The 26,666-nt window shown below is 70.5% G+C and carries 25 protein-coding genes; 9 read left to right on the top strand and 16 right to left on the bottom strand.

The features are described 5' to 3' along the window. Positions 1-108 precede the first annotated feature (108 nt). The 13 genes from ABZ880_RS21515 to ABZ880_RS21575 all read right to left on the bottom strand — a co-directional run bounded on the left by ABZ880_RS21515 (position 109) and on the right by ABZ880_RS21575 (position 12,836). Complete coding sequence (locus ABZ880_RS21515; RefSeq protein WP_361265147.1) at positions 109-675, bottom strand: SMI1/KNR4 family protein; 567 nt, start codon at positions 673-675, stop codon at positions 109-111. A gap of 146 nt (positions 676-821) precedes the next feature. Continuing rightward, the gene (locus tag ABZ880_RS21520) at positions 822-1,214 is read right to left on the bottom strand and encodes a YccF domain-containing protein (RefSeq protein WP_361265150.1); all 393 of its coding nucleotides are present in this window, start codon (positions 1,212-1,214) and stop codon (positions 822-824) included. Continuing rightward, the gene (htpX, locus tag ABZ880_RS21525; protein WP_361265153.1) at positions 1,211-2,074 is read right to left on the bottom strand and encodes a zinc metalloprotease HtpX; all 864 of its coding nucleotides are present in this window, start codon (positions 2,072-2,074) and stop codon (positions 1,211-1,213) included. The genes ABZ880_RS21520 and htpX overlap by 4 nt, the downstream gene beginning before the upstream one ends. Positions 2,075-2,278: 204 nt before the next feature. Beyond that, positions 2,279-3,799 carry an NADH-quinone oxidoreductase subunit N gene (locus ABZ880_RS21530; protein WP_361265156.1) on the bottom strand — a complete coding sequence of 507 codons (1,521 nt, stop codon included), beginning with the start codon at positions 3,797-3,799 and terminating at the stop codon, positions 2,279-2,281. Then, positions 3,796-5,370, bottom strand: coding sequence for an NADH-quinone oxidoreductase subunit M (locus ABZ880_RS21535; RefSeq protein WP_361265159.1), 1,575 nt, complete (start codon positions 5,368-5,370; stop codon positions 3,796-3,798). The genes ABZ880_RS21530 and ABZ880_RS21535 overlap by 4 nt, the downstream gene beginning before the upstream one ends. 6 nt (positions 5,371-5,376) lie before the next feature. Then, on the bottom strand, positions 5,377-7,371 hold the full coding sequence (locus tag ABZ880_RS21540; RefSeq protein WP_361265162.1) for an NADH-quinone oxidoreductase subunit L: 1,995 nt from the start codon (positions 7,369-7,371) through the stop codon (positions 5,377-5,379). Beyond that, positions 7,368-7,766 (bottom strand): NADH-quinone oxidoreductase subunit NuoK, encoded by a 399-nt coding sequence (gene nuoK / locus ABZ880_RS21545; protein ID WP_361265165.1) that lies wholly within the window; start codon positions 7,764-7,766, stop codon positions 7,368-7,370. Before nuoK ends, ABZ880_RS21540 begins: the two co-directional genes overlap by 4 nt. Beyond that, positions 7,766-8,482: an NADH-quinone oxidoreductase subunit J gene (locus tag ABZ880_RS21550; RefSeq protein ID WP_361265168.1), complete on the bottom strand. Its 717-nt coding sequence runs from the start codon at positions 8,480-8,482 to the stop codon at positions 7,766-7,768. The genes nuoK and ABZ880_RS21550 overlap by 1 nt, the downstream gene beginning before the upstream one ends. Beyond that, positions 8,479-9,105 carry an NADH-quinone oxidoreductase subunit I gene (locus ABZ880_RS21555; protein WP_361265171.1) on the bottom strand — a complete coding sequence of 209 codons (627 nt, stop codon included), beginning with the start codon at positions 9,103-9,105 and terminating at the stop codon, positions 8,479-8,481. Before ABZ880_RS21555 ends, ABZ880_RS21550 begins: the two co-directional genes overlap by 4 nt. A 2-nt stretch (positions 9,106-9,107) precedes the next feature. Continuing rightward, positions 9,108-10,076, bottom strand: coding sequence for a complex I subunit 1 family protein (locus ABZ880_RS21560; protein WP_361265174.1), 969 nt, complete (start codon positions 10,074-10,076; stop codon positions 9,108-9,110). After that, positions 10,073-11,833 carry an NADH-quinone oxidoreductase subunit C gene (locus tag ABZ880_RS21565; RefSeq protein ID WP_361265177.1) on the bottom strand — a complete coding sequence of 587 codons (1,761 nt, stop codon included), beginning with the start codon at positions 11,831-11,833 and terminating at the stop codon, positions 10,073-10,075. The genes ABZ880_RS21560 and ABZ880_RS21565 overlap by 4 nt, the downstream gene beginning before the upstream one ends. Continuing rightward, on the bottom strand, positions 11,830-12,435 hold the full coding sequence (locus ABZ880_RS21570) for an NADH-quinone oxidoreductase subunit B family protein (protein WP_361265180.1): 606 nt from the start codon (positions 12,433-12,435) through the stop codon (positions 11,830-11,832). The genes ABZ880_RS21565 and ABZ880_RS21570 overlap by 4 nt, the downstream gene beginning before the upstream one ends. Beyond that, complete coding sequence (locus ABZ880_RS21575; RefSeq protein ID WP_361265182.1) at positions 12,426-12,836, bottom strand: NADH-quinone oxidoreductase subunit A; 411 nt, start codon at positions 12,834-12,836, stop codon at positions 12,426-12,428. The genes ABZ880_RS21570 and ABZ880_RS21575 overlap by 10 nt, the downstream gene beginning before the upstream one ends. A 182-nt stretch (positions 12,837-13,018) precedes the next feature. On the opposite strand from ABZ880_RS21575, the gene ABZ880_RS21580 reads away from it, so the two are divergent. The 5 genes from ABZ880_RS21580 (at position 13,019) to ABZ880_RS21600 (ending at position 19,828) form a co-directional block, all read left to right on the top strand. Next, positions 13,019-14,209, top strand: coding sequence for a sensor domain-containing protein (locus ABZ880_RS21580; protein ID WP_361265185.1), 1,191 nt, complete (start codon positions 13,019-13,021; stop codon positions 14,207-14,209). A gap of 126 nt (positions 14,210-14,335) precedes the next feature. Further along, positions 14,336-15,694 carry a sensor domain-containing protein gene (locus ABZ880_RS21585; RefSeq protein WP_361265188.1) on the top strand — a complete coding sequence of 453 codons (1,359 nt, stop codon included), beginning with the start codon at positions 14,336-14,338 and terminating at the stop codon, positions 15,692-15,694. 207 nt (positions 15,695-15,901) lie between these two features. After that, complete coding sequence (locus tag ABZ880_RS21590; protein WP_361265660.1) at positions 15,902-16,561, top strand: response regulator transcription factor; 660 nt, start codon at positions 15,902-15,904, stop codon at positions 16,559-16,561. A gap of 266 nt (positions 16,562-16,827) precedes the next feature. Then, the gene (locus ABZ880_RS21595; RefSeq protein WP_361265191.1) at positions 16,828-18,756 is read left to right on the top strand and encodes a 2-oxoacid:acceptor oxidoreductase subunit alpha; all 1,929 of its coding nucleotides are present in this window, start codon (positions 16,828-16,830) and stop codon (positions 18,754-18,756) included. Continuing rightward, positions 18,749-19,828, top strand: a complete 1,080-nt coding sequence (locus ABZ880_RS21600) for a 2-oxoacid:ferredoxin oxidoreductase subunit beta (RefSeq protein ID WP_361265194.1) — start codon at positions 18,749-18,751, stop codon at positions 19,826-19,828. Before ABZ880_RS21595 ends, ABZ880_RS21600 begins: the two co-directional genes overlap by 8 nt. 63 nt (positions 19,829-19,891) lie before the next feature. On the opposite strand, the gene ABZ880_RS21605 is transcribed toward ABZ880_RS21600, so the two are convergent. Then, positions 19,892-20,134, bottom strand: coding sequence for a hypothetical protein (locus tag ABZ880_RS21605; protein WP_361265196.1), 243 nt, complete (start codon positions 20,132-20,134; stop codon positions 19,892-19,894). 114 nt (positions 20,135-20,248) lie between these two features. Continuing rightward, positions 20,249-20,833, bottom strand: a complete 585-nt coding sequence (locus ABZ880_RS21610) for a DUF6082 family protein (protein WP_361265199.1) — start codon at positions 20,831-20,833, stop codon at positions 20,249-20,251. Positions 20,834-21,150: 317 nt separating this feature from the next. Here ABZ880_RS21610 and ABZ880_RS21615 point away from each other — a divergent pair, with 317 nt between their 5' ends. The 4 genes from ABZ880_RS21615 (at position 21,151) to ABZ880_RS21630 (ending at position 24,838) form a co-directional block, all read left to right on the top strand. Further along, complete coding sequence (locus ABZ880_RS21615; RefSeq protein ID WP_361265202.1) at positions 21,151-22,005, top strand: SDR family oxidoreductase; 855 nt, start codon at positions 21,151-21,153, stop codon at positions 22,003-22,005. A 160-nt stretch (positions 22,006-22,165) separates the two neighbouring features. Continuing rightward, positions 22,166-23,116 carry an EamA family transporter RarD gene (gene rarD / locus ABZ880_RS21620; protein WP_361265205.1) on the top strand — a complete coding sequence of 317 codons (951 nt, stop codon included), beginning with the start codon at positions 22,166-22,168 and terminating at the stop codon, positions 23,114-23,116. A 141-nt stretch (positions 23,117-23,257) separates the two neighbouring features. Continuing rightward, positions 23,258-23,728, top strand: a complete 471-nt coding sequence (locus ABZ880_RS21625) for a VOC family protein (RefSeq protein ID WP_361265208.1) — start codon at positions 23,258-23,260, stop codon at positions 23,726-23,728. A 156-nt stretch (positions 23,729-23,884) separates the two neighbouring features. Next, on the top strand, positions 23,885-24,838 hold the full coding sequence (locus ABZ880_RS21630) for a M28 family metallopeptidase (RefSeq protein WP_361265211.1): 954 nt from the start codon (positions 23,885-23,887) through the stop codon (positions 24,836-24,838). A 21-nt stretch (positions 24,839-24,859) separates the two neighbouring features. Here ABZ880_RS21630 and ABZ880_RS21635 read toward each other — a convergent pair whose 3' ends face one another. Further along, the gene (locus ABZ880_RS21635; RefSeq protein WP_361265214.1) at positions 24,860-26,461 is read right to left on the bottom strand and encodes a tetratricopeptide repeat protein; all 1,602 of its coding nucleotides are present in this window, start codon (positions 26,459-26,461) and stop codon (positions 24,860-24,862) included. Positions 26,462-26,666: the final 205 nt, after the last annotated feature.

Genomic DNA, 26,666 nt, shown 5'->3' on the forward strand with positions numbered 1-26,666 from the left:
GCGCGGGGCGCGACCCGCGCACACGGTTCGGCGTCTCCTGCAATCGACTGGCCCGCGGTGCCGGAGAAATGCCGTCGTCCACGCAGCCGTACGAGCTGGGCCGCGCTGTCAGGAGGCGCGCGCCTCGGTCGTACCTATCCGGAAGTCGGTCCACGGGGCCATCTGGAAGTCGTCGTCCATCTCGTCGTACCAGCCCGTGCCGTCGACCCAGGCGCGCAGCCAGTCCGCGAGACCGGGGTTGTCCACGAACCAGGCCCGGTCGGGGTCACCGGGGTTGGGTTCGAAGAGCAGGACCGTCGCTTCCGGGGAGCGGCAGTCCACGCACGCGTACATGGCGCATCCCCAGTGGGATATCGGCAGGACGCCTTCGGGCCAGGGCCAGTCGGGATCCCTGCGGCCGCTCTCGCGGTTGGCGAGATACTGCACTACGGCTGCGGGCTCGCCGGCGGGCGGGCTGTCGAGCAGGGGCAACACGCCGTACTCCGGGCCGAATCCGCCGTCTCCGACGCGCAGGTAGAGGTCCGCGAGCAGCGGGGGCAGGGCGAAACCCAGGGCGGCCTCGGCGCGGGTCAGGGTGGCCGCGTCGATGGGCTCGGGCAGGGAAGTCCAGCCCCAGGGACGGGTGTTGTGCGCCTTGGCTGTCACCCGTGCCAGCAACTGCTCGTTCTCGGTCATGGGTTCATGATGCAAGGCGGCACTGACAATCGGGCCGGCCTGTGGACAACCGCCGGGTTGTGGAAAACCTCCGGGCTCCGAAGGGCGCGGTGAGCCGGATGTGGGGGCCGGACGGGCCGCCCCCACCTTTTCGTCTGCTCAGTCGGTCAGCGCATCGCGAACGGCTCGTCCGTGCGCACGATTTCGCGTCCGAGCGGCAGCAGCGAGACCGGGATCAGCTTGAAGTTGGCGATGCCGAACGGGATACCGATGATCGTGATGCACAGGGCGAGACCGGTGACGATGTGCGTGAGCGCGAGCCACCAGCCCGCCAGGATCAGCCACAGAACGTTGCCGATGCAGGAGGGCGCGCCGGCGTCGCGGCGCTCGACCGTCGTGTACCCGAAGGGCCACAGGGCGTAGACGCCGATGCGGAAAGCCGCGATACCGAACGGGATACCGATGATCGTGATGCAGAGCAGGATGCCGGCGGCCAGGTAACCGAGAAACAGCCAGAATCCGCTCAGGACGAGCCAAATGACGTTCAGAATGGTTTTCACTGGTGGCGACCTGCCATCTTCTCGAGCCGGGCAATGCGCTCCGCCATCGGCGGATGCGTCGAGAACATCTTGGAGAGTCCCTGGCCAGGGCGGAAGGGGTTCGCGATCATCATATGGCTCGCGGTCTCGATGCGCGGCTCGGGCGGCAACGGGAGCTGCTTGGTGCCGGCTTCGAGCTTGCGCAGGGCACTGGCGAGCGCGAGGGGGTCGCCGGTCAGCTGGGCGCCGGACGCGTCGGCCTCGTACTCTCTGGAGCGGCTGATGGCCAGTTGAATGACGGTCGCCGCGAGCGGGCCCAGGATCATGATGAGCAGCAGGCCGAGGATGCCGGGACCGTCATCGTCGTCGGAGCGGCCGATCGGGATCAGCCAGGCGAAGTTGACCAGGAACATGATCACGGAGGCGAGGGCGCCGGCGACCGACGAGATGAGGATGTCGCGGTTGTAGACGTGACTGAGCTCGTGGCCGATGACGCCGCGCAGTTCGCGCTCGTCCAGGATGCGCAGGATGCCTTCCGTGCAGCACACCGCGGCATTGCGCGGGTTGCGGCCCGTCGCGAAGGCGTTCGGCGCTTCCGTCGGAGAGATGTACAGGCGCGGCATGGGCTGGCGGGCCTGGGTGGAGAGGTCGCGGACCATGCGGTACAGGACCGGTGCCTCGAACTCGCTGACCGGCCGGGCGCGCATCGCGCGTAGCGCCAGCTTGTCGCTGTTCCAGTACGCGTACGCGTTCGTGCCCAGGGCGATCACAACCGCTACGACGAGCCCCATTCGGCCGAAGAAACTGCCGATGACGATGATGAGGGCGGACAGTCCTCCGAGGAGAACTGCGGTCCTTAGCCCGTTGTGCCGGCGGTGCACGGTACGCCCTCCAAGTCGTGCAGCAGGGGAACCCTTTGCTTGCGGATCTTGCTTGTCTCTCCGATGCCACCGGTGCCGTGGTGTCACGTCCAGTGGACCCTCCCGTACTGGTCAACGCCAGGCGAGGGCCACTAGTTCCCTTGTGCGTACGGCCACGTGCATGCGCCGTCCGGGTGATGGAGGTCCCGGACGGCCGACGGCGGCTCAGAAAAGGGCTGTGTCTGCGAAGTGCAGGACCAGCTGGGGTGCACCGGAGAGGGCGACGCCGATGACACCGGTGAGGGTGATCGCCGCGGTGAGGGGTGCCGGGAGGTGGTGCTTGACGGGCTCGCCCTCAGGGGCGCGGAAGAGCAGTGCCGTCCACTGGAGGTAGTAGAACAGCGCGATGACGACGTTGACGGCCATGACCACGGCCAGCCAGCCGAGTCCCGCGTCGACCGCTGCCGAGAACACGGTGACCTTGGCGAAGAGGCCGATGATGCCCGGAGGGAGTCCGGCCAGGCAGAGCAGGAAGAAGGCCAGCAGCAGGGCTGCCAGAGGGTTCCTCGCGTAAAGCCCGCGGTAGTCCGTGATGCGGTTCGCGGACCTGGTGCGACCCACCAGTGCCGCCACCGCGAAGGCACCGAGGTTCACGGCCGCGTACATGAGGGCGTAGGCGACCGTGGAGCCGATCGAGTGCTCGGCGTCGTCGGAGTAGGCGGCTGCGGCGATCGGTACGAGGAGGTAGCCGGCCTGGCCGACCGACGACCAGGCGAGCAGCCGTACCGCGCTGTACGCGCGCGTGGCCTGCTGGCGCAGGGCGCCGACGTTGCCGACGGTCATGGTGAGCGCGGCCAGCGCCGCGAGCGCCGGGCCCCAGACGTCGGCGTAGGACGGGAAGGCGACGACAGTGACGAGGATGAGGCCGGAGAAGCCGACCGCCTTGCCGACGACCGAGAGGTAGGCGGCGATCGGGAGCGGGGCTCCTACGTAGGTGTCGGGAACCCAGAAGTGGAAGGGCACGGCGGCTGTCTTGAAGGCGAAGCCGACCAGGGTGAGGACGACGCCCGTCTGGGCGAGGGTGTGGAGCTGGCCGTCGACGTGCTGGATGCGGTCGGCGACCTGGGTGAGGTAGAGGGTGCCGGTGGAGGCGTACACGAAGCTGATGCCCATGAGGCTGACGGCGGTCGCGGTGACCGACGACAGGAAGAACTTCAGGGCCGCTTCGGAGGACTTCTTGTCGCCGTGCCGGATACCGACGAGGGCGAAGGCCGGCAGGGAGGCGACCTCCAGGGCGACGATCAGGGTCGCCAGGTCGCGGGAGGCGGGCAGGAGGGCGGCGCCGGCCGCGGAGGAGAGCAGGAGGAACCAGTACTCCCCTTCGGGGAGTTGTTTGTCGGCGTCCTTCAGGGCTGTCACCGACAGGAGGGCGGCCAGGAGGGCACCGCCGAGGACCAGGAACTGGATGACCAGGGTGAAACGGTCCGCGGTGTAGCTGCACGCGTGCGTGCCGTTGACGCAGAAGGTGCTGCGGTCGCCGTCCAGGAGGGGCAGCAGCAGAAGCACGGAGGCGGCGAGGCCGACGACCGACGCCCAGCCGAGGAGAGCCTTCCTGGTGTCGCCGACGAACAGGTCGGCGACGAGGACGACGAGTCCGACGACCGCGACGAGGGTGGGCGGCGCGATGGCGAGCCAGTCGACGGACTGGACGAGGTTCTCGGCCAGTGGCTGGGCCAGGGAGCTCATCGGGTGCCTCCTGCGAGGAGCTGCTGCACGGCCGGGTCGGTCAGGCCGAGGAGAGCCTTCGGCCACAGGCCTGCTACGACGGTGAGGGCGACGAGCGGGGTCCAGGCCGCGAACTCGTATGTGTGGACGTCGGCGAGCTGCGGCGCTTCCTGCGGTACGGAGCCCATGCAGACGCGGCGGACCACGACGAGCATGTACGCGGCCGTGAGGAGAGTGCCGAAGGCGGCGATCGACATGAAGGTGAGGAACGCGGGGCGGCTGAGGTCGGCGGCGGGCTCGAACGCGCCGAAGAGCGCCAGCATTTCGCCCCAGAACCCTGCGAGGCCCGGCAGGCCGAGCGAGGCGACCGCGCCGAAGGCGAGCAGGCCGCCGAGGCGCGGGGCCTTGCCGTAGAGGGCGGCGCCGGTCTCCTCGGCGAGGGTGTCGAGGTCGGTCGTGCCCGTACGGTCCTTCAGCGCGCCGACCAGGAAGAAGAGGAGGCCGGTGATGAGGCCGTGGGCGATGTTGGCGAACAGGGCGCCGTTCACGCCGGTCGGGGTCATGGTCGCGATGCCGAGCAGGACGAAGCCCATGTGGCCGACGGAGGAGTAGGCGATGAGGCGCTTGAGGTCGCCCTTCGCGCCCTGCTTGGCGAGGGCCAGGCAGGCCAGGGATCCGTAGATGATCCCGACGACGGCGAAGGCGGCGAGGTAGGGCGCGAAGGTGCGGAAGCCGTCCGGCGCGATCGGGAGCAGGATCCGGACGAATCCGTACGTACCCATCTTCAGCAGGACGCCGGCCAGCAGGACCGAGCCGACGGTCGGCGCGGCGGTGTGTGCGTCGGGCAGCCAGCTGTGCAGCGGCCACATCGGCGTCTTGACCGCGAGGCCGATCCCGATCGCCAGAACCGCGATGACCTGCACGGATGTGGTCAGCGACCGGCCGTTGTCAGTGGCGAGTGCCACCATGTCGAATGTGCCGGCCTTGATCCCGATCAGGAGCAGGCCGAGCAGCATGACGACCGAACCGAGCAGCGTGTAGAGGATGAATCGCCAGGCGGCCTGGGTCCTGCCCTCGCCGCCCCAGCGGGCGATGAGGAAGTACATCGGGATGAGGACCATCTCGAAGGCGAGGAAGAACAGCAGCAGATCGAGGACGGCGAAGCTCGCGAGGGTTCCGGACTCGAGGACCAGCAGCAGTGCGACGAACGCCTTCGGGGTCGGGCCCGCAGGCATCTTGAAGTACGAGTAGAGCGCGCAGAGGAAGGTCAGCAGCGCGGTCAGGACCAGAAGGGGGAGTGAGATGCCGTCGATGCCGAGGTGGATCCGCACGTCGAGTGCGGGGATCCAGCTGATGTCGGTCGTGGCCTGCATCTTCGACGGGTGGTCGTGGTCGAAGCCGAGCGCGAGGACGACCGCGGCAATGAGGACCGCGCCGGTCACGGTCACGCCGTGGCGGAGCACGGCCTGCTCGGGCGACTTCCCCTTCAGCCCGGGTGGGGCGGGCAGGAGAGCGGCGGCGGCGCCGAGGAGCGGGCCGACGACGACGAATGCCAGAAGGAACGGCATCACGGACTCGTTGATATCGATCACGCCTGCTCACGCTCCCGTGGCGACGAGGAGGACGGCGACCGCCAGGACGACGGTGCCGGCGAGCAGCGCGCTCACATAGGTCTGCACATTGCCGGTCTGGGCGCGGCGTACGGCCGCCCCCAGCACGCGGGGCAGGGCGCCCGCACCACGTACGTAGGTCTCGACGACCTCGCGGTCCAGGAATCGGACGAGACTTGCTCCGGCCTGAACCGGGCGGACGAAGAGGGCCGCGTACACGGCGTCGAGGTGGAAGCCGACGGCCGCATGCCGGTGCAGCGGGCCGAGCAGCAGCCGTCCGGGATCGGCCGGGTCGGGTGCGTAGGCCACTCCCCCGTACGCGGGCGCGTGGCTGGCGATGGCCTCGGCCTCGACCTGGGCGGCGTCGCCCTCGGGGTGGGCCGCGACCGCGCCCAGGGGGACGCGGGTCGCGAGGGCGGTGGTGTGCCGCCAGGCGGCGTAGGTGACGATGCCGCCGACCAGGGCCACACCCGTCCCGAGGACGGACGTGGTCAGGGTCGGGGTGAGGTCGCGGCCGTCGAACCAGTCGGGCAGCACGCGGAAGGCGAACCCGCCGAGGGCGAGGGACGGGACCGCGAGCGCCCACAACACGGCGGTCATGGTGAGCGGCTGGCGACCGTGGTCGGGTGCCTCGGCCCCCCGGCCGTGGAAGGCCAGCAGCCACAGGCGCATCGCGTACGCCGCGGTGAGCAGGGCCGTGAGCATTCCCGCGACGAGGACGACCCAGCCCGCGGCGCCGGGGGCGTGCTCGGTGTGGCCGGAGGTGACGTGTTCGGCGGCGCCGAGGACGGTCTCCTTGGAGAAGAAGCCGCTGAAGGGCGGGATCGCGGCGAGCGCGAGAAGCGCCACGGTCATCGTCCAGTAGGCGTCGGGGACGCGGTCGCGCAGGTTCCGCATGCGGGACATGGCGGCCAGCGAGTTGGTGCCGGCGGCGTGGATGATCACGCCGGCCGCCAGGAACAGCAGCGCCTTGAAGGCGCCGTGGGACAGGAGGTGGAAGACGGCGGCTCCGCGGTCGCCGACGGCGAGGGCGCCGGTCATGTAGCCGAGTTGCCCGATCGTCGAGTAGGCGAGGACGCGCTTGATGTCGTCCTGGGCAAGCGCGGCGAGCCCCGAGCCGAGCATCGTGACGGCGGCCATGACGGCAAGGACGACCATCGCGGCCTGGGAGGCCTCGAAGACCGGGAGGAGACGGGCGATGAAGTAGACACCGGCGGCGACCATCGTCGCGGCGTGGATCAGCGCGGAGACGGGCGTCGGGCCCGCCATCGCGTCGGGAAGCCAGGTGTGCAGCGGGAACTGCGCCGACTTGCCCGCCACGCCCGCCAGGAGCAGCAGGGCGATCAACGTCGGGTGGTCGAGTCCACCGCTGGCGACAGTGCCCAGGACCTTGGTGATGCGGAAGGAGCCGGCGTCGGTGGCGAGGGCGAACAGACCGATGAGGAAGGGGACGTCACCGAGCTTGGTCACCAGGAAGGCCTTGATGGAGGCGGCGCGGGCCTCCGGGGTCTCCCAGTAGTGGCCGACCAGGAAGTACGAGCAGATGCCCATGATCTCCCAGCCGACCAGCAGCACGATCAGGTCGCCGGAGTAGACGACGAGCAGCATCGCGGAGGTGAACAGGGAGACGAGCGCGGCGTACGAGGGGTAGCGCGGGTCGTCGCGCAGGTAGCCCGTCGAGTAGATCTGCACGCAGGTGGCGACGACGCCGACCAGGATGGCGACGAGGGCGGCGAAGCCGTCGATGTACAGGGCGAGGTAGATCGGGACCGAGCCGGTGGGCGTGAGCTCGGTGTGGGCATCGATGGCCTGGCCGCCGCCCTGACGCACGGCGACCAGCACGGCCAGCACCAGGGAGGTGAGGGCGGGCAGGACGGCGAGCGGGCGGACGAAGCCGGGGGCACTGCGGCCCAGGAGCAGGCCGGCGGCCGCGCCCAGGAACGGCAGGAGCGGGACGAGGACGGCGAGGGTGGTCGTGGTCACGCGGTGGCCTCAGCCTTCCCGGCCCCGTCGGCCGACCCGGCCGGGAGGGCGTCGCTGTCGGGGCCGTCGGTCTCGTGGCCCTCGGCGGTGTCGCGGAGCCTGTCGATGTCCGACGTGCCGCGGTTGCGGTAGACGGCGAGGACGATCGCCAGGCCGATGCCGATCTCGGCGGCTGCGATGGCGATGGTGAACAGGGTCAGGGCCTGGCCGGAGTGCAGCGTCTCCTGGGCGGCCTTGCTGAGCCAGACGTCGAATGCGACCAGGTTCAGGTTGACGGCGTTGAGCATCAGCTCGACCGACATGAGGACGAGGATCGCGTTGCGGCGGGCGAGGACGCCGTACAGGCCCGTGCAGAAGAGGAGGGCGGACAGGACGGCGGGATAGGCGAGATGCATCAGCGGGCGCCTTCCTGCTCGGCCTGGGTTCCCTCGACCGGCCTGTTTCCCTCGATCGGGTGATTACGGGAATTCGGGGCGGATGGGGAACTACCGGTCGCAGCTCGGGAGTTCACAGGGGGAGAGCTCGACTCCGCCTTCGCCTTGCGGGACAGGACGATCGCGCCGACCAGGGCCGCGAGGAGGAGGACGGAGAGGGCCTCGAAGGGGAGGACCCAGTTCTGGAAGAGGCTCGCTCCGGTGACCTCGGTGGAGCCGGCGGCAGGACCGTCCAGGTCGATCCAGGTCGCGCGGAAGGCGTCTACGACGACCCAGACCAGGGCGGCGGCCGCGGCGACGGCCACGGTCAGGGCGGCCCAGCGGTTGCCGGAATCGGCGTCCGGGGAGCGGCCGATGGGGGCCTTGGTGAGCATGAGACCGAACAGAAGGAGGACGACGACGGAACCGACGTAGATGAGGACCTGCACCCACGCGATGAACTCGGCGGTGAGCAGGAGGTATTCAACGGCGAGGCCGCCGAGGGTGACCACCAGCCACAGGGCGGCGTGCACCAGCTGCCGGGTGGTGACGGTGACCAGGGCGGCGCCGAAGGTGGCCAGGCCGACGAGGAGGAAGGCGATCTCGACCCCGGTCGGGGAGAGAAAGCCGTGGGTTTCGGGGGCGGCCGTGGTCAGTGCGGCGTGCGCCGACGTCGCGGCAGCGGCGGCGAGGGTCATGACGCGCCTCCCTCGGGTGCGGTCGGCCCGGACTGCGGGTCGGTCGGCCCCGCCGGAGGCTCGGTCGGCTCGGCCTGCGCGGCCGCGAGCTTCTCCGCGGTCTTACGGGCGGCGGCGATCTCCTTCGGTTCCTCCGCGCCGGGGTCGAGGGCGGGCGGGGCCGGGACCGTCCACATCCATTCGCGGAGCTTGTCGCGCTCGTGGGTGAGCTCGCGGATGTCGGTCTCGGCGTACTCGAACTCCGGGGACCAGAACAGGGCGTCGAAAGGACAGACCTCGATGCAGATACCGCAGTACATGCACAGGGAGAAGTCGATGGCGAAGCGGTCGAGGACGTTACGGCTGCGCTCGCGGCCGCCGGGCGCGGCGGCCGGGACCGTCTCCTTGTGGGAGTCGATGTAGATGCACCAGTCCGGGCACTCCCGGGCGCAGAGCATGCAGACGGTGCAGTTCTCCTCGAACAGGCCGATGACGCCGCGGGTGCGGGGCGGGAGGTCGGGCTGGACGTCGGGGTACTGCTGGGTGACGGTCTTCCTCGTCATCGTGCGGAGGGTGACGGCCAGGCCCTTGGCCAGGCCGGAACCGGGGATGCGGGGCCGGGTGGGCGGGAGAGGCTCGGCCATGGCTACTGGATCACCACCTTGACGATGCCGGTGAGGGCGATCTGAGCGAGGGAGAGGGGGACGAGGAGGGTCCAGGAGAGTTTCTGGAGCTGGTCCTCGCGCAGTCGGGGATAGGTCACGCGGAGCCAGATGACGACGAAGGCGAGGACGGCCGTCTTCAGGAGGGTCCAGACCCAGCCGAGGCCGTCGGCGCCCCACGGGCCGTGCCAACCACCCAGGAAGAGGACGGTGGTCAGGCCGCACAGGACGATGATTCCGGCGTACTCGGCGAGGAGGAACAGGGCGAAGCGGAGGCCCGTGTACTCGGTGTAGGCGCCGAAGATGATCTCCGAGTCGGCGACCGGCATGTCGAAGGGAGGGCGCTGGAGTTCGGCGAGGCCGGCGACGAAGAAGACGACCGCGCCGACGATCTGCCAGGGCAGCCACCACCAGTGGAAGGCATCGACGATGCCGGGAATCGATACCGTCCCGGCGGCCATCGCCACCGAGGCGGCGGCGAGGAGCATCGGGAGTTCGTAGGCGAGGAGCTGTGCGGCGGTGCGGAGGCCGCCGAGGAGGGAGAACTTGTTGGCGGAGGCCCAACCGGCCATGAGCGAGCCGAGGACGCCTACGCCCATCACCGCCAGGACGAAGAAGATGCCGGCGTCCAGGACTTGGCCGACTGCGCCCTCGCCGGGGCCGATGGGGATGGCGAGGAGGACCAGGAGGTACGGGAGGAGGGCAACGGCGGGAGCGAGCTGGAAGATACGGCGGTCCGCGCCCGCCGGGACGACGTCTTCCTTCTGGGCGAACTTCACACCGTCGGCGACGAGTTGGGCCCATCCGTGGAAGCCGCCGGCGTACATCGGGCCGAGGCGTCCCTGCATGTGGGCCATGACCTTGTGCTCGGTCTGGCCGACGATCAGGGGGAAGGTGAGGAAGACGACGAAGACGACCAGGAGTCGCAGGGCGACGTCCAGCACGTCGTTCACTGCGGGCCTCCTGTGGGCTTGTCGGCGTTCGGGGCCGGGGGTTCGGCGGGCGGGTCTTCGGGGGTGGCTCGGGGGGACTCCTCAGATTCGGGCGTCTCCGACGGGTGCTCCACGGAAGGCGGCTCCTCGGATGACGGTTCACCGGGGCGTGCCCGGGACTCACTTGAGCCGGCCTCGGCACCGTCACCGTCGGACGGCTGCTCCGGAGAGGGCTCGGCTTCACGCACCGGCTCACCGGCCGTGCTCGGCTCGGCCGCCGGCTGCCGCTCCGTCTCCGGGCCTGGCGCCGTCTCCGCACCTGGCGCCGTCGCAGGACCCGGCTCCACGTCCGTGTCCGACTCCGTCGCCGGTCCCGGCTTCGCCCCGGAACCCGACTCCCGCTCCGCGCCCGGCGTCGTCTCCGAGCCTGGCGCAGAGTCCGCACCCGGCGCCGTCGCAGGACCCGGCTCCACGTCCGTGTCCGGCTCCGTCGCCGGTCCCGGCTTCGCCCCGGGACCCGACTCCCGCTCCGCGCCCGGCGTCGTCTCCGGGCTTGGCGCAGAGTCCGCACCCGGCGTCGTCTCCCCGCCAGGCTTCGTCTCCGGGCTCGGCTTCGCCTCCGGCTCGTCGAACGCCGGGCGGGCGTGGTGCCAGGGGGCGTCCGAACTGCGGGGCGCGGCGGCGGGTTTGGGCGCCGGGCCGTCTGCCGCCGGAGTCCGGGCACGCTGCGAGGCCGAGCCTTCGCCGGCGCTGCGTGCGCGTCTCGGCGCGGCGGCACCACCGGCGGCGTCCGGCTTCTGGTCGGTCGGCCCCTCCGCCGGTGCACCGGCGGCCTCCGCTGCAGCAGGCCCGGCCGAGGCGCCCTCGGCCGGAGGCACCGCCGCCTGACTGACCGACCCCTCCGCAGCCGAACGCGCCCGCCGAGCCCCGGTCGCGCCCTCAGCAGGCGCCGCACCCTCACCCGACGCCGGCGTCGCCGCCCCCTGACTCACCGACCCCTCCGCAGCCGAACGCGCCCGCCGAGCCCCGGTCGCGCCCTCAGCAGACGTCGCACCCTCAGCCGCTCCCGGCGTCGCCGCCCCCTGGCTGGCCGATCCCTCCGCAGCCGAGCGAGCTCGCCGCACCGGGCGCTCCCCCGCGCCACGCACCGGCCGTTCCCCCGCTGCTCGACCCGCACCGCGGGCAGGGCGGGCCGGGGCCGGGGGGAGTTGGCCCTTCAGAGGGCCCCACTCGTTCGGGTCGGGGACGCCGGGGGGGAGCATCTGGCGGCGCTTGGGGCCGCCGTGGTCGGACTCGCCCGGTTCCTTGGCGCCGGGCCAGGACTTGGCGACTCGGGCGGCCAGGACGAAGTCCTTGCGGAGGGGGTGGCCTTCGAAGGTCTCCGGCAGCAACAGGTGGTCCAAAGCCGGGTGGCCCTCGAAGACGACGCCGAACATCTCGTGGGTCTCGCGTTCGTGCCAGGCGGCGCCCGCGTAGACGTCGACGGCCGAGGCGAGCGTCGGGGTCTCGTGCGGGACGGTCGTGCGGAGCAGGAGGCGGCGGACGGGAGACAGGGACACCACGTGGGCCGAGACGCGGAAGCCCGTGCCCGGTTCGTCGACCGCGCTCAGCCAGTCGAAGTAGGTGCAGCCGAGCCGGTCGCGGGCCACGCGCAGTGCCTCGAGCCAGGTCGCCGGCGGGACGTCGACCGTCAGGACCTCGTACGACTCCTCGGCCGTGGCCTCCGTACCGAACAGCTCCTCGGCGGGGGAGGGCAGCCAGCCGACGTTTCCGGTCATCGGCCCTCCTCCGCAGGGGACCCGGCCGCCGGGGGCTGGACCAGGCCGCTCTGGAGGGCGGCGGCCGAGGGACGTGCCGTCCCGTTGCCGTACCGCTCCCCCAGCGACTCGCGGGCGATCTTCTCCTGGAGCTTGAGGATCCCCTGGAGCAGGGCCTCGGGGCGGGGCGGGCAGCCGGGGACGTACACGTCGACCGGGATGATCTGGTCGACGCCCTTGGTGACGGAGTAGGAGTCCCAGTAGGGGCCGCCGCAGTTGGAGCAGGCGCCGAAGGAGATGACGTACTTGGGCTCGGGCATCTGCTCGTACAGGCGCTTCACGGCCGGGGCCATCTTGTCGGTGACCGTGCCGGAGACGACCATCAGGTCGGCCTGGCGCGGGCCCGGGGCGAAGGGGATGACGCCGAGGCGGATGAAGTCGTGGCGGGCCATCGACGCGGCGATGAACTCGATCGCGCAGCAGGCCAGGCCGAAGTTGAAGACCCAGAGGGAGTACCTGCGGCCCCAATTCAGGACCACCTTCATCGGCTCGGGAGCCAGGCGGGCGAGCGCGCCCAGCCGCTTCGGCTCCGGCAGCATCACGGGCTCGGGGGTCACGTCCATGCCAGGACGCCCTTCTTGTATGCGTAGAGCAGGCCGACGGCCAGGAAGCCGAGGAAGATGAACATCTCCACGAGGGTCGTCGCGCCGTAGCCGGGAGCGGCGAAGACCGTCGCCCAGGGGAACAGGAAGATCGAGTCGACGGCGAAGATGACGTAGAGGAAGGCGTAGACGTAGTAGCGGACCTGGGTGTGGGCCCAGCCCTCGCCGACGGGGTCGACTCCGCACTCGTACGTCAGGAGCTTCTCGGGGGTGGGGACCACCGGGCGCAGCAGGCGGCCGGCCCCGAAGGCGACCGCGACGAAGAGCACGCCGACGACGGCGAGCAGTCCGACGACCGAGTAGGACCGGAAGTAGTCCGCCGCGACGACGACGGTCGGATCGACGACGGTCAATTCCCGCACGTCCGTCCCTTCGCTGCTGTTCGACGATCTGTACGCACGGGAGTCTAGGCCCTGATAAAGGGACGGTAAGCAGCCCGTCACGGCTTGAGATGTCCTCGAGATCCGAGGGTGGGGTTTTCCCCAGGGCACGGAGGCGGACGACCTCATGGCGCGGCCGCCCGGAGCGCGGCACGCTAGCCCATATGACCGAACGACTCTCGCGCCCGGCTCGGGCCCCGGAAGGGGACGGCGACAGCCTGCCGCCCGCCCGTTTCGCCTACGACAGGCACACCTGGAAGGAGATCGCGCATCTCCTGGCGAACTTCCCGGTGTCCCTGCTCGGGTTCATCTATGTCGTGACGGTGATGTTCACCGGGTTCTGGCTGGCCGTCACGGTGGTCGGCTTCCCGCTGCTCGCACTCGGGCTGATCGGAGCACGGCTGCTGGGCCGGATGGAGCGGAAGCGGGCCAGGGCGCTGCTCGGGGTGAAGATCGACGAGCCGAGTCCGTTGCCCAGACACACCGGTTTTCTGCAGCGGATGTGGATGACGCTGAAGGACCCGGTGGCCTGGCGGACGGTGCTGTACGACTTCATGCGGCTGCCCTGGGGCGTCCTCACCTTCACCATCACGCTGACCTCGCTGTTCGTGCTGTGGCCGGTGCTGCCGTTCATCGCGCGGGGCCTCGCCAACGCCGACCGGGCGATGGTGCGCGGGCTGCTGTCGCCCTCCGACGAGCTGGAGCGGCGTATCGCGGAGCTGGAGTCGGACCGGGGCGTCGTGGTCGACACGGCCAATGCCGATCTGCGGCGCATCGAGCGCGATCTGCACGACGGGGCGCAGGCCCGCCTGGTCAATCTGGCGATGGGGCTGGGCCTGGCCAAGGAGAAGCTCCTGGAGGATCCCGACTCGGCGGCGGAGATGGTCGCGGAGGCGCACGGCGAGGTGAAGCTCGCGCTGCAGGAGCTGCGGGACCTGGCGCGCGGCATCCATCCGGCCGTACTCACGGACCGGGGGCTGGATGCCGCGCTGTCCGCGGTCGCCTCGCGCTGCACGGTCCCCGTGAAGGTGACGGTCGACCTCGGCACCAGGCCCGCCGCGGCCATCGAGGGCATCGCCTACTTCACCGTCTCCGAGCTGCTGCAGAACATCAGCAAGCACAGCGCGGCGAAGAACGCGTCCGTGGAGGTGTGGCGGGCGAACAGCCGGCTGCTCATCCAGGTCGAGGACGACGGCCGCGGAGGCGCGCGCCTCGACGGCGGCACCGGCATGCAGGGCCTCGCCGACCGGCTGGACGCCGTCGACGGCCTGTTCGTCATCGAGTCCCCGCAGGGCGGCCCGACGATCGTCACGGCGGAACTGCCCTGGCGGGACCGGCCGGCCGGCGAAGGGTAGGGAAAACCCCCCTTCCAAGAGGCCGACGGACTCCATGGTCCGTGGACCTGCGGCACAGCAGTGTGGAGGTACGGCAGGACAACCCCGCCGAGCAGGGTGAGTGGACGAGTAGAACGGACGGAGCCGATGGCCACGGAGTACGGACAGGGGTACGGGTACGACAGTGGACTCGGCCTCGACGAGCAGCGACGGCACCGGCTGCCCGCCGGGCTGCGGGCGCCGTTCGAGGCGCGCAGCTGGCGCGAGTTCGGATATGTACTGCTCAGCCTGCCCATCGGCATCATGCTCTTCGTCTTCGCCGTCACGATGGTGTCGCTCGGGGCGGGCCTGCTGGTGACCTTCCTGGGGATTCCGGTGCTGGCCGCGGGGCTGGCCGGCTGCCGCGGGTTCGGGGCGCTGGAGCGGGCGCGGGCGCGGGCGCTGCTGGGGCTGGAGGTCGCCGAGCCCGAGCCGCTGCGGATGAAGAAGTCCGGCGTGATGGCCTGGATGGGGGCCGTGCTGAAGAGCGGCACGTCGTGGCGGACGCTGCTGTACGCGCTGCTGCAGTTCCCCTGGTCGGTGTTCTCGTTCGTGGTCGCCGTGAACTTCTGGGCGTACGGGTGGGCGCTGCTGACGTATCCGCTGTGGTTCTGGGTCTTTCCGATGTACGCCGGTCAGGGCGGGCTTCAGCTGTTCGGCGACGGTAGCCACAGCATCTACCTGGACAACCCCTTCGAGATCACCGTCACGGCGCTGGTGGGGCTGTTGTTCACGCTGGCCACGCCGTGGATCGTACGGGCGCTGACGATGGTGGACCGGCTGCTGGTGCACGGGCTGCTCGGGCCGTCGCGGCTGTCGGCGCGGGTGGTGGAGCTGGAGTCCGACCGGGGGGTCGTGGTGGACACGGCGGCCGCTGATCTGCGGCGGATCGAGCGGGATCTGCACGACGGGGCGCAGGCCCGGCTGGTGGCGCTGGCCATGGATCTGGGGCTGGCGAAGGAGAAGCTGACGGAGGATCCGCAGGCGGCGGCGCGGATGGTGGACGAGGCGCACGGCGAGGTGAAGACGGCGCTGCAGGAGCTGCGGGACCTGGCGCGGGGGATTCATCCCGCGGTGCTGACGGACCGGGGGCTGGATGCGGCGCTGTCGGCGGTGGCCTCGCGGTGCACGGTGCCGGTGCAGGTGGAGGTCGATCTGGCCGAGCGGCCGGCACCCGCCATCGAGGGGATCGCGTACTTCACGGTGTCGGAGCTGCTGCAGAACATCAGCAAGCACTCGCGGGCCACGTGGGCGGCGGTGGATGTGTGGCGGGTGGAGAACCGGCTGATGGTGCAGGTCGCGGACAACGGGGTGGGTGGCGCGGATGCCTCTGCCGGGTCCGGGCTCGGCGGGCTTGCCGAGCGGTTGGACGCGGTGGACGGGATTCTGGTGGTGGACTCGCCGGTGGGCGGCCCTACGCGGGTGACCGCGGAGCTGCCGTGGCGGGGGGAGCGGGCGCTCGGCTGAGCGCCGGGTTCTTCGGCAACGCCGGACGGGCAGAGGCGCCCGACCGGCGTTGCACCGTGTTGGCGCTGCCACGGCCGAAACCCGTCGTGCAGTGCACGTGTTCCCGTTGATTCGCGTCTGCCGGGCGCAGTGGGGTCCGAATGCTGGAATGCTGGACTACTGGCATTTGGTGTCGGGCTGGGGGGACCGGAGATCGTGGAGGACAGGGTGCGGGTGGTCATCGCCGAGGATTCAGTGCTGCTCAGGGAGGGGCTGACCCGGCTGTTGACCGACCGTGGACACGAGGTCGTCGCCGGGGTCGGCGACGGGGACGCACTGATCAAGACCATCACGGAGCTGGACGGGCAGGGCGAGCTGCCGGATGTGGTGGTGGCGGACGTGCGGATGCCGCCGACGCACACCGACGAGGGGGTGCGGGCCGCCGTACAGCTGCGGAAGGCGCATCCCGGACTCGGTGTGCTCGTGCTGTCGCAGTACGTGGAGGAGCGCTACGCCACCGAACTACTGGCCGGGTCCAGCCATGGCGTCGGCTATCTGCTCAAGGACCGGGTAGCCGAGGTGCGTGAGTTCGTGGACGCGGTGGTGCGGGTGGCCCGGGGCGGCACCGCACTGGACCCGGAGGTCGTCGCGCAGCTGCTCGGACGCAGCCGTAAGCAGGACGTGCTCGCGGGACTCACCCCGCGGGAGCGGGAGGTCCTGGGGCTGATGGCCGAGGGGCGGACGAACTCGGCGATCGCCCGGCAGCTGGTCGTGAGCGACGGCGCCGTCGAGAAGCACGTCAGCAATATCTTCCTGAAGCTCGGCCTCTCCCAGAGTGACGGGGATCACCGGCGGGTTCTCGCGGTCCTCACCTATCTGAACTCCTGACGGGCTGACACTGAGTCAACAGCCACTCGCTCAGTCGTCAGTCCAGCGTTCGTCCAGCCCTAGAACCGAAGAATTGCGGGGAGCGTCTTCAAAGGAAGCGCCGGGGGGCGAGAAATCATGACAAGTCAGGGCGTCACACCGTCTCAAATCCGTGTCCATCATGCGAATGGCCGAGGGAAGGCGACCCTAACGGACGTAGGGTTGATCCTGGGACGGCCTGCGGGAAGGCCGGTCCCAGACAGCCGCCTCGAGGGAGGTCCAGTTCAGTGACCAGCCAGGTCAGCAGGACAGCGGAACAGGCCGAAGAAACCGTCGTGGGAGAGCAGCGCAAGCCGGCGGGAACGAAGGACGTACGTCGGCTGGACCGGGTGATCATCCGGTTCGCGGGGGACTCCGGTGACGGTATGCAGCTCACCGGTGACCGCTTCACCTCCGAGACGGCGTCCTTCGGAAACGACCTCTCCACCCTTCCGAACTTCCCCGCCGAGATCCGCGCGCCTGCCGGAACCCTGCCGGGTGTCTCCTCCTTCCAGCTGCACTTCGCCGACCACGACATCCTCACTCCGGGCGACGCCCCGAACGTGCTGGTCGCCATGAACCCCGCCGCTCTCAAGGCCAACATCGCCGATCTGCCGCGCGGCGCGGAGATCATCGTCAACACGGACGAGTTCACCAAACGGGCGATGCAGAAGGTCGGCTATGCCGCCTCGCCCCTGGAGGACGGCTCGCTCGACGGGTACAGCCTCCACGAGGTGCCGCTGACCACGCTGACGGTCGAGGCGCTCAAGGAGTTCGACCTGTCCCGCAAGGAGGCCGAGCGCAGCAAGAACATGTTCGCGCTGGGGCTGCTGAGCTGGATGTACCACCGGCCGACCGAGGGTACCGAGAAGTTCCTGCGGACCAAGTTCGCGAAGAAGCCGCAGATCGCCGAGGCCAACCTCGCCGCCTTCCGCGCGGGCTGGAACTTCGGCGAGACGACCGAGGACTTCGCGGTCTCCTACGAGGTCGCGCCGGCCGCCACCGCCTTCCCGCCGGGGACGTACCGCAACATCTCCGGGAACCTGGCTCTCGCGTACGGCCTGATCGCGGCCTCGCGCCAGGCCGATCTGCCGCTGTTCCTCGGGTCGTACCCGATCACTCCGGCCTCGGACATCCTGCACGAGCTGAGCAAGCACAAGAACTTCGGCGTACGGACCTTCCAGGCGGAGGACGAGATCGCCGGGATCGGCGCTGCACTGGGCGCGGCCTTCGGCGGCTCGCTCGGCATCACGACGACGTCCGGTCCGGGTGTCGCCCTCAAGAGCGAGACCATCGGCCTGGCGGTCTCCCTGGAGCTGCCGCTTCTCGTGATCGACATCCAGCGCGGCGGGCCGTCCACCGGTCTGCCCACCAAGACCGAGCAGGCCGATCTGCTGCAGGCCATGTTCGGCCGCAACGGCGAGGCCCCGGTCCCCGTGATCGCGCCCAGGACGCCGGCCGACTGCTTCGACGCGGCCGTGGAGGCGGCCCGCATCGCGCTGACGTACCGCACCCCGGTGATGCTGCTCTCCGACGGCTACCTGGCCAACGGCTCGGAGCCCTGGCGCATCCCCGAACTCGACGAACTCCCGGACCTGACCGTGCAGTTCGCGCAGGGCCCGAACCACACCCTCGAGGACGGCACCGAGGTCTTCTGGCCGTACAAGCGCGACCCGCAGACCCTCGCCCGCCCCTGGGCCATCCCCGGCACGCCCGGTCTCGAGCACCGCATCGGCGGCATCGAGAAGGAGGACGGCACGGGCAACATCTCGTACGCCCCCGCCAACCACGACTTCATGGTCCGCACCCGCCAGGCCAAGATCGACGGCATCGACGTACCGGATCTGGAGGTCGACGACCCGCACGAGGCGCGCACGCTGGTGCTCGGCTGGGGTTCGACCTACGGACCGATCACGGCGGCGGTACGGCGGCTGCGCGCGGCCGGGGAGTCCATCGCGCAGGCGCACCTGCGTCACCTCAACCCGTTCCCGCGGAATCTCGGCACGGTGTTGAAGCGTTACGACAAAGTGGTGATTCCCGAGATGAACCTCGGTCAGCTCGCCACGCTGATCCGGGCGAAATACCTGGTCGACGCCCACTCGTACAACCAGGTGAACGGCATGCCGTTCAAGGCTGAGCAGCTCGCCACGGCTCTCAAGGAGGCCATCGATGGCTGAGACGTCCACGGAAGGCACGGGCACGATCGAGGCGCTTTCGCTCGTTCCCAAGGCCGAGGCCCGCCAGTCCATGAAGGACTTCAAGTCCGACCAGGAAGTGCGCTGGTGCCCCGGCTGCGGTGACTACGCGATCCTGGCGGCCGTCCAGGGCTTCATGCCGGAGCTGGGCCTCGCCAAGGAGAACATCGTCTTCGTCTCGGGCATCGGCTGCTCGTCCCGCTTCCCGTACTACATGAACACGTACGGCATGCACTCCATCCACGGCCGTGCGCCCGCCATCGCCACCGGCCTGGCGTCCAGCAGGCGCGACCTGTCCGTGTGGGTCGTCACCGGTGACGGTGACGCGCTGTCCATCGGCGGCAACCACCTGATCCACGCCCTGCGCCGGAACGTGAACCTGAAGATCCTCCTCTTCAACAACCGGATCTACGGCCTCACCAAGGGCCAGTACTCGCCCACCTCCGAGGTCGGCAAGATCACGAAGTCGACGCCGATGGGGTCGCTGGACGCGCCCTTCAACCCGGTGTCGCTGGCGATCGGCGCGGAGGCCTCGTTCGTGGCGCGCACGATCGACTCCGACCGCAAGCATCTGACGGAGGTGCTGCGCCAGGCCGCGGCCCATCCGGGCACGGCGCTGATCGAGATCTACCAGAACTGCAACATCTTCAACGACGGCGCCTTCGAGGCCCTCAAGGACAAGCAGCAGGCGGAGGAGGCGGTGATCCGCCTCGAGCACGGGCAGCCGATCCGCTTCGGGGCGGACGGTTCGCGCGGTGTCGTACGGGATGCGGTCACCGGTGACCTGAAGGTGGTCGACGTGACTGCGGACAACGAGTCCCGGATTCTGGTCCACGACGCCCACGCCGAGTCGCCGACCACGGCCTTCGCGCTGTCCCGCCTGGCCGACCCGGACACCCTGCACCACACGCCGATCGGGGTACTGCGCTCCGTCGACCGGCCCGTCTACGACACGCAGATGTCCGACCAGCTCGACACGGCGATCGAGCAGAACGGCAAGGGCGACCTGGGCGCGCTGCTGGCGGGCGGGGACACCTGGACGGTCGTCGGCTGACCTCGGTCTTCTGACTGCACAGGGCCCGGATGCGGTACGGCGTCCGGGCCCCGCGCATGGATGTCACACGTCGGGGATGTCCTTCTTGGCGCGGATGAGGGTCTCGCGGGTGATGACGACGATGCGCTCGTAGTCGGCCCGGGCTGCGTCAGGGGGGAGGTGCGGATCGAGGGCGGTGGTGGCTTCGGTACCGATGACGGCGAAGCTGCCGTCGGTCAACTCGAAGATGTCCGGGCAGGTCTCGGAGGTGAGACTGCCTCTTTTGCGGGGTGGATCGCCGAGGCGGCGGGTTATCCGGACGGCCATGGAATCGTCAGGCAACTGAGCGTCCCCTCCCGGAGTCACAGTCAACGCCGAGAGCATCACCCGAGCGGCCCGTGCTCACACTCACTCACTGGAGTACAGGTGCGGCATGCGCCCTCAGCCGTGCGCCGGGGGCTCGGGCTCCGGCTCGGACTCGGGCACGGAACCCACCACCCACCACTCGTCCGGCTCCTCGGCCAGCTCCTCCATCATCACGTCGACGGTCGCGCCGATCTTCGCCTCCACCGAGTCCGGGGGCAGGCTCCGCCGGTGGTCCACGGTCCGGTCCCAGTACTCGGCGAAGACGGAGTTGATGCACAACACCCTGAGATGGCCGAGGAGTTCGTCCCAGCCGATCACTCCGACCCGGTGGGCGAGCACCAGGGAGCCGTACTGCTGGTTGGCGAAGATCATCTGTCGGCGCCGGGCATCGGAGAGGCCGCCCAGCGTGCTCGACGCCTCGGCCAGGGTGGGGTCGTCCAGCTTGCGGTCGTTCTGGTCCGCGATGAGGCGGTAGTACTGGGTCAGATTCGCCCGGTGGATCTCCTCGGTCATCAGCGCCAGTTGCTGCACCAGCTCGGTCAGCAGCTGTTCCAGGCGTCGGCGGTCGGCGCCCCGGGCGAAGGACACCCGCATGAGTGCCAGCCCCGCCGCCAGTGCAGAACCGATACTTCGCGCGGCCGTGTTCCGCCGTAAAGCCATCTCGAGGAATCCCCCTGGATCGGGTGACCGCGCGTCGGCCGCCGGTGGCACGGACCGGCGCACGGCAGGGCATGACACCCCGCTTCCAGCGTGCCCGGTGGCGTGAGGCGGTGCGGGAGGCGGAGAGGGGGCGCATGGAAGGACATACCGCTCTTGCCGATCGGCGCCCTGACACTCGTGTGCCCGGCGAGCGCCCGCCGCATGCGTTCCGGGCACTTACCACCGCGTCAGTACCTTACTTCAAAGTGGGTACTTTCGAAGAGTTAGCGCAACCCCTAGGGTTAGTGGCAACCGCACCCCACAAGGAGTTCGCAACCATGAGCATCGTCGTCACCGGCGCCACCGGACACCTCGGCCGTCACGTAGTGGAGCAGCTGCTGGAGAAGGTTCCGGCCGACCGGATCACCGCGGTCGTGCGCGACGAGACGAAGGCCGCCGACTTCGCCGCGCGCGGCGTGAAGATCGCCGTTGCCGACTACAACACCCCCGAGACCTTCGGCAGCCTCTTCGCGGCCGGCGACAAGGTGCTGCTCATCTCCGGCAACGAGTTCGACAAGGGCCGCGTCGGCCAGCACAAGGTGGTCATCGAGGCCGCGAAGGCGGCCGGTGTCGCGCTCCTCGCCTACACCAGCGCCCCGGGCAGCCTGACGGCCGCGCTCGCCGACGACCACCGCGGCACCGAGGAGGCACTCCTCGCCTCCGGCCTGCCGTACGCGCTGCTGCGCAACGGCTGGTACCACGAGAACTACACCGAGAACCTGGCCCCCGCGCTCGAGCACGGCGCGGTCGTCCAGGCCGCCGGTGAGGGCCGGGTCTCCTCCGCCTCGCGCGCGGACTACGCGGCCGCCGCCGTCGCCGTCCTGACCGGCGACGGCCACGAGAACAAGACGTACGAGCTGGGCGGCGACGAGGCGTGGAGCTTCGCCGAGTACGCGGCCGAGGTCAGCAAGGCGACCGGCAAGGAGATCGCCTACAGCCCCGTCTCCGTCGAGACCTACACCGGGATCCTGACCGGCGCCGGACTGCCCGGTCCGCTCGCGGCCGTCCTCGCGGGCGTGGACGCCTCCATCGAGAAGGGCGAACTGGTGGTCTCCACCGGCGACCTGTCCCGCCTCACCGGCCGTCCGACCACGCCGCTCGCCGACGCGATCGCGGTGGCCGTCAAGGGCTGACACACCCCCCACGCGCCCCGGGCGCCGGACTCCCCCGCCGGCCCTCGGAGGCACCACCCCCGCCTGTCATGACCGTATGGCGATACGGGCATGACAGGCGGGGGTGCTCGGCGTTACCTTCTGCCTGGCACGTGTGCGCGACGAGGCGAGGAGGAGGCCCGTGACCGGGAAGTCGAGGGGCGAGCGGCGCACAGGTCTGCTGAACGGCTTCGCGGCATACGGGATGTGGGGGCTCGTCCCCCTTTTCTGGCCCCTGCTGAAGCCCGCCGGAGCGGTCGAGATCCTCGCCCACCGGATGGCCTGGTCGCTCGTCTTCGTGGGCGTCGCGCTCGTCGTGATACGGCGCTGGGCCTGGGCCGGCGAGCTGCTGCGGCAGCCGCGCAGGCTGGGGCTGGTCGCGGTCGCCGCGGCGGTCATCACCGTCAACTGGGGCGTGTACATCTGGTCCGTGAACAGCGGCCACGTCGTCGAGGCCTCGCTCGGCTACTTCATCAACCCGCTGGTCACCATCGCGATCGGCGTGCTGGTCCTCAAGGAGCGGCTGCGGCCCGTGCAGTGGGTGGCGGTCGGGACCGGGTTCGCGGCGGTGGTCGTGCTCACGATCGGGTACGGGCAGCCGCCGTGGATCTCCCTCACGCTCGCCTTCTCGTTCGCCACGTACGGGCTGGTGAAGAAGAAGGTCAACCTCGGCGGGATCGAGTCGCTGGCCGCGGAGACCGCGATCCAGTTCCTGCCGGCCGTCGGCTATCTGCTGTGGCTGACCTCGCGGGGCGAGTCGACGTTCACGACCGAGGGCGCGGGGCACGGGGCGCTGCTCGCCGCGACCGGGGTGGTGACCGCGCTACCGCTGGTCTGCTTCGGGGCGGCGGCGATCCGGGTGCCGTTGTCGACGCTGGGGCTGCTGCAGTATCTGGCGCCGGTGTTCCAGTTCCTGCTCGGGGTCGCCTACTTCCACGAGGCGATGCCGGTGGAGCGGTGGGCCGGGTTCGCCTTGGTGTGGGCGGCGTTGTGCCTGCTCACATGGGATGCGTGGCGCGCCGCGCGCAGGCTTGGACGCCGGGTCGGTGAGCCTCGGATCGAGGCTGCGGCGGCCGCTGCGGTGGACGTCTGACCGGGGCCGGCGCCCCCAGGCCCCGCTTCGGCCCTCAAGGGGGCTCGGCCTGAAACGCCGGACGGGCTGAGATGCTCGACCGGCCTCGAGGCGTGAGCGTCGGCCGGTTCGGATGTCAGTGCCTGCGGCTATAAGTGGTCCATGACGCAGACACCCGCACCCACACCCGTCCACTGGAAACTCGTCATCGACTGCGCCGACCCACGGGCCCAGGCCGACTTCTGGGCCGCCGCGCTGCACTACGAGGTCGAGGACAACGACGCCCTCATCCAACGGCTGCTGGAACTCGGTGCACTGCCGCGTGAGGCCACCGTCGAGTTCCACGCCCGGCTCGCCTTCCGGGACCTGATCGCCGTACGGCATCCGGACGACCCGTACGACAAGGACAGCGGCACCGGCCTGGGGCGACGGCTGCTGTTCCAGCGGGTGCCGGAGGCGAAGACCGCCAAGAACCGGCTCCACCTCGATCTGCACCCCGGCGAGGGGCGGCGGGAGAGCGAGGTCGGACGGCTGGAGGGGCTGGGGGCGAGCGTGCTGCGGCGGGTCAAGGAGCAGGGCGGGGAGTGGGTGGTCATGGCGGATCCGGAGGGGAACGAGTTCTGCGTGCAGTAGGCCGGCGGCGCCCGGTCCCGCGGGCCGGGTTGATCCGTAATGCGAACTCGCTGTCCTGATACCGCTCTTGACGGAGAGTTGGTAAAGGATTCACCATCCGGGGACCCCATTCACCGAGGAATCCGAGTGATTCCCCAGGAATTCGGAGCCCCCCACATGAAGCTCTCCGTTTCCGGGCGTACGGCGGCCACCGGTGCCGTCGCCATCGGCGTTTCTGCTGTCATGCTCCTGACCGGAGGATCCATAGCCGGCGCGGCACCCGCGCCGGTGGCCGCCGCGCCCGACATCCCCGTGGCGAACGTCAAGGCCCACCTCGCCCAGCTGCAGTCCATCGCCACCGCCAACGGCGGCAACCGTGCGCACGGCCGCGCCGGTTACAAGGCCTCACTCGACTATGTGAAGGCCAAGCTGGACGCGGCCGGGTTCACCACCACCGTCCAGCAGTTCACGTCGTCGGGCCGCACCGGCTACAACCTGGTCGCCGACTGGCCTGGCGGCGACACCAACCAGGTCGTCATGGCGGGTTCCCACCTGGACAGCGTCACCGCCGGCGCCGGCATCAACGACAACGGCTCCGGCTCGGCGGCCATCCTGGAGACCGCGCTCGCCGTGTCGCGGGCCGGCTACCAGCCCACCAAGCACCTGCGGTTCGCCTGGTGGGGGGCGGAGGAGCTGGGCATGGTCGGCTCCCGGTACTACGTCAACAACCTGTCCACCGCCAACCGTTCGAAGATCAGCGGCTATCTGAACTTCGACATGATCGGCTCGCCCAACCCCGGCTACTTCGTCTACGACGACGACCCGGCGATCGAGAAGACGTTCAAGGACTACTTCACCGGGCTCGGCATCTCCACCGAGCCCGAGACCGAGGGCGACGGCCGCTCCGACCACGCGCCGTTCGAGAACGCAGGCGTCCCTGTCGGCGGCCTGTTCAGCGGCGCCGACTACGTCAAGACGGCGGCCCAGGCGGCCAAGTGGGGCGGTACGTCGGGGCAGGCCTTCGACCGCTGCTACCACTCGTCCTGCGACACGAGCGCCAACATCAACGACACCGCCCTGGACCGCAACAGCGACGCGGTCGCGCATGCGGTGTGGGAGCTGTCCTCCTAGGGTCTGTTCGGCTCTGGCGGGTCAACTCGTCGGTGGCTGGGCCGACTTGCGGGCGCGTTCCGTGAGTCGGCCCATCCGGGCGCGGGCCGACTCCAGCTGCTCGATGTCATCGGCGGCCGGGCCGTCCTCGGCGGTGAGTTCGGTCCACAGGCCGATCAGTTCGCGGCCCAGGTCCAGGCCCTGCTGCGGGTCGCGCACGGCGCGCCAGGCGGAGGCCGCACTCTGGACGTTGCCGTAGGCCGCCTCCGCGTCCCGGGCGCGGCGGCGGATCTGCGCGAGGTCGAGGGAGAGCCGGAAGGAACGGATCGGGTCGCCCGCCAAGTAGGCGATGTACGCGCTGAGTTCGCGCAGCCGCAGCACCTCGGGGTGCTCGGGGCCGAGCGCCGCCGACGCCTCCCCGACCGTGCTCTCGGCCAGCCCCGCCGCCGTCTCGATCCGCCCCGCCTTCACGGCCTCGTTGATCTGCGCCATCGGCTCCGCGAGGAAGGCGGGCGCGGCCGTCGGTTCGTCCCCGAGCACGGCTTCGGCCACGGCGTCGAAGCCGCGGGCGGGCGTGGGTTTGGGGTCGGGGTCGAGGGCCGGGTCCGGGGGGACGGTGAGGAGGGGGCGGCTGGTGGAGCGGCTGGGTGCCGGCTGGGACGACGGGCTGTGCGGGCGGGCGTCCTCGGGTGCGGGGCCCTGCGGACGGGCGCCTTCGGGTACGGAGCCGTACGGACCGGCGCCCTGGGGCTCAGTGCTGTGCGGGCGGGCGTCCTGGGGTTCGGGCCGATGCGGCACCGCGTCCATCGGCGGAGGCGGGCCGAACTCGCCCATCGGCGCCGCGACCGTGCCGGGGGCCCGGTCCTCGACCAGCTCCGGCACCTGGCGCAATGCGAAGGTCGGCGAGACCCCTTCCGCAGCGCCGCCCGACGGCTCGGGTACGGCCCGCAGGGGGAACGTCGGAACGTTCTCACCGAGGGGCTGCGGCTCGGTCACCGCGCGAAGGGGGAAGGTCGGGGCGGTCTCGCGGACGGGTTCCGACGTCGCGCGAAGGACATGTGTCGGCTTGTCACGCTTGGGCGGCTGCTCGGGCTGCCCCGGTTCCACGGCGGCTGCGGGGGCCTGCGGCTCGGCAGGCGGCGCCGGAACCGGCCCTGGCGGCAGGGGTGTTGAGGGTGCCGTGGACGGCGCGGGTGCGGCAGTCGGCGCGGGTGACGCGGACGGTTCGGACGGTGCCGGTGGCTCCGGCAGTGCGGGCGGCGCAGGCGGCGGGCCCGATGCGGCCGCCGGCTCACCCGGCCGGCCCACCTCCCTCGGCGGAGCCATCCGTACGGGCTCCCCCGTGAAACTGCTGGCCCCGTCCGCGTCCACCTGAAGGTGCAGGACGAAGCCGATCCGCTCGTCGTGGACCGTGACCTGCACGGGGTGGCCGGTGGCGAGGACGATGCGGTGCAGGTGGTTCAGGACGGCCTGCTGGATCTCCTCGCCGGCCGCCGCGGTGACCGGTACGCCGCCGATCCACGCGCCGACCGCACCGGCCGCGTCGTCTGCGGGGACACGGACGTCGATCGGTGCCGCCACGAGGGCCGCCGAGCGCGCGGCGCGCTCCTGTTCCCGCTTCTTCTCGCGGCTGAGTCGAGACATCGGTTCCCTCACTCGGATGCGTCGGGAGTCGAGCGGATTGCGCGTTCGGGTTCCATGGTGCTCCCTCCCGCCGTCGGGTTTCCGCTCCCCCGGCGCCAAGATCCGTTCTTGCACGTACTGTTGAGTCTCTCCGGTCGCTGCCGGTCCTCGGGTCACCGTGGCGTCACAGACTCGTCCCAGGACTTCGCCACCGTCGCGTGACCCT

This window comes from Streptomyces sp. NPDC047043 (genome assembly GCF_040644055.1).
Taxonomy (GTDB): domain Bacteria; phylum Actinomycetota; class Actinomycetes; order Streptomycetales; family Streptomycetaceae; genus Streptomyces.

Excerpts from the sequence above, each read along its gene's own strand:
- ABZ880_RS21530 (WP_361265156.1), bottom strand. The coding sequence starts at position 3,799 with ATGAGCTCCCTGGCCCAGCCACTGGCCGAGAACCTCGTCCAGTCCGTC.
- nuoK (WP_361265165.1), bottom strand. The coding sequence starts at position 7,766 with ATGCATCTCGCCTATCCCGCCGTCCTGTCCGCCCTCCTCTTCTGCACG.
- ABZ880_RS21615 (WP_361265202.1), top strand. The coding sequence starts at position 21,151 with ATGAGCATCGTCGTCACCGGCGCCACCGGACACCTCGGCCGTCACGTA.
- ABZ880_RS21555 (WP_361265171.1), bottom strand. The coding sequence starts at position 9,105 with ATGGCCGAGCCTCTCCCGCCCACCCGGCCCCGCATCCCCGGTTCCGGC.
- ABZ880_RS21625 (WP_361265208.1), top strand. The coding sequence starts at position 23,258 with ATGACGCAGACACCCGCACCCACACCCGTCCACTGGAAACTCGTCATC.
- ABZ880_RS21635 (WP_361265214.1), bottom strand. The coding sequence starts at position 26,461 with ATGTCTCGACTCAGCCGCGAGAAGAAGCGGGAACAGGAGCGCGCCGCG.
- ABZ880_RS21610 (WP_361265199.1), bottom strand. The coding sequence starts at position 20,833 with ATGGCTTTACGGCGGAACACGGCCGCGCGAAGTATCGGTTCTGCACTG.
- ABZ880_RS21585 (WP_361265188.1), top strand. The coding sequence starts at position 14,336 with ATGGCCACGGAGTACGGACAGGGGTACGGGTACGACAGTGGACTCGGC.
- ABZ880_RS21630 (WP_361265211.1), top strand. The coding sequence starts at position 23,885 with ATGAAGCTCTCCGTTTCCGGGCGTACGGCGGCCACCGGTGCCGTCGCC.
- ABZ880_RS21580 (WP_361265185.1), top strand. The coding sequence starts at position 13,019 with ATGACCGAACGACTCTCGCGCCCGGCTCGGGCCCCGGAAGGGGACGGC.
- ABZ880_RS21515 (WP_361265147.1), bottom strand. The coding sequence starts at position 675 with ATGACCGAGAACGAGCAGTTGCTGGCACGGGTGACAGCCAAGGCGCAC.
- ABZ880_RS21550 (WP_361265168.1), bottom strand. The coding sequence starts at position 8,482 with ATGACCCTCGCCGCCGCTGCCGCGACGTCGGCGCACGCCGCACTGACC.
- ABZ880_RS21600 (WP_361265194.1), top strand. The coding sequence starts at position 18,749 with ATGGCTGAGACGTCCACGGAAGGCACGGGCACGATCGAGGCGCTTTCG.
- ABZ880_RS21605 (WP_361265196.1), bottom strand. The coding sequence starts at position 20,134 with ATGGCCGTCCGGATAACCCGCCGCCTCGGCGATCCACCCCGCAAAAGA.
- ABZ880_RS21565 (WP_361265177.1), bottom strand. The coding sequence starts at position 11,833 with ATGACCGGAAACGTCGGCTGGCTGCCCTCCCCCGCCGAGGAGCTGTTC.
- ABZ880_RS21570 (WP_361265180.1), bottom strand. The coding sequence starts at position 12,435 with ATGGACGTGACCCCCGAGCCCGTGATGCTGCCGGAGCCGAAGCGGCTG.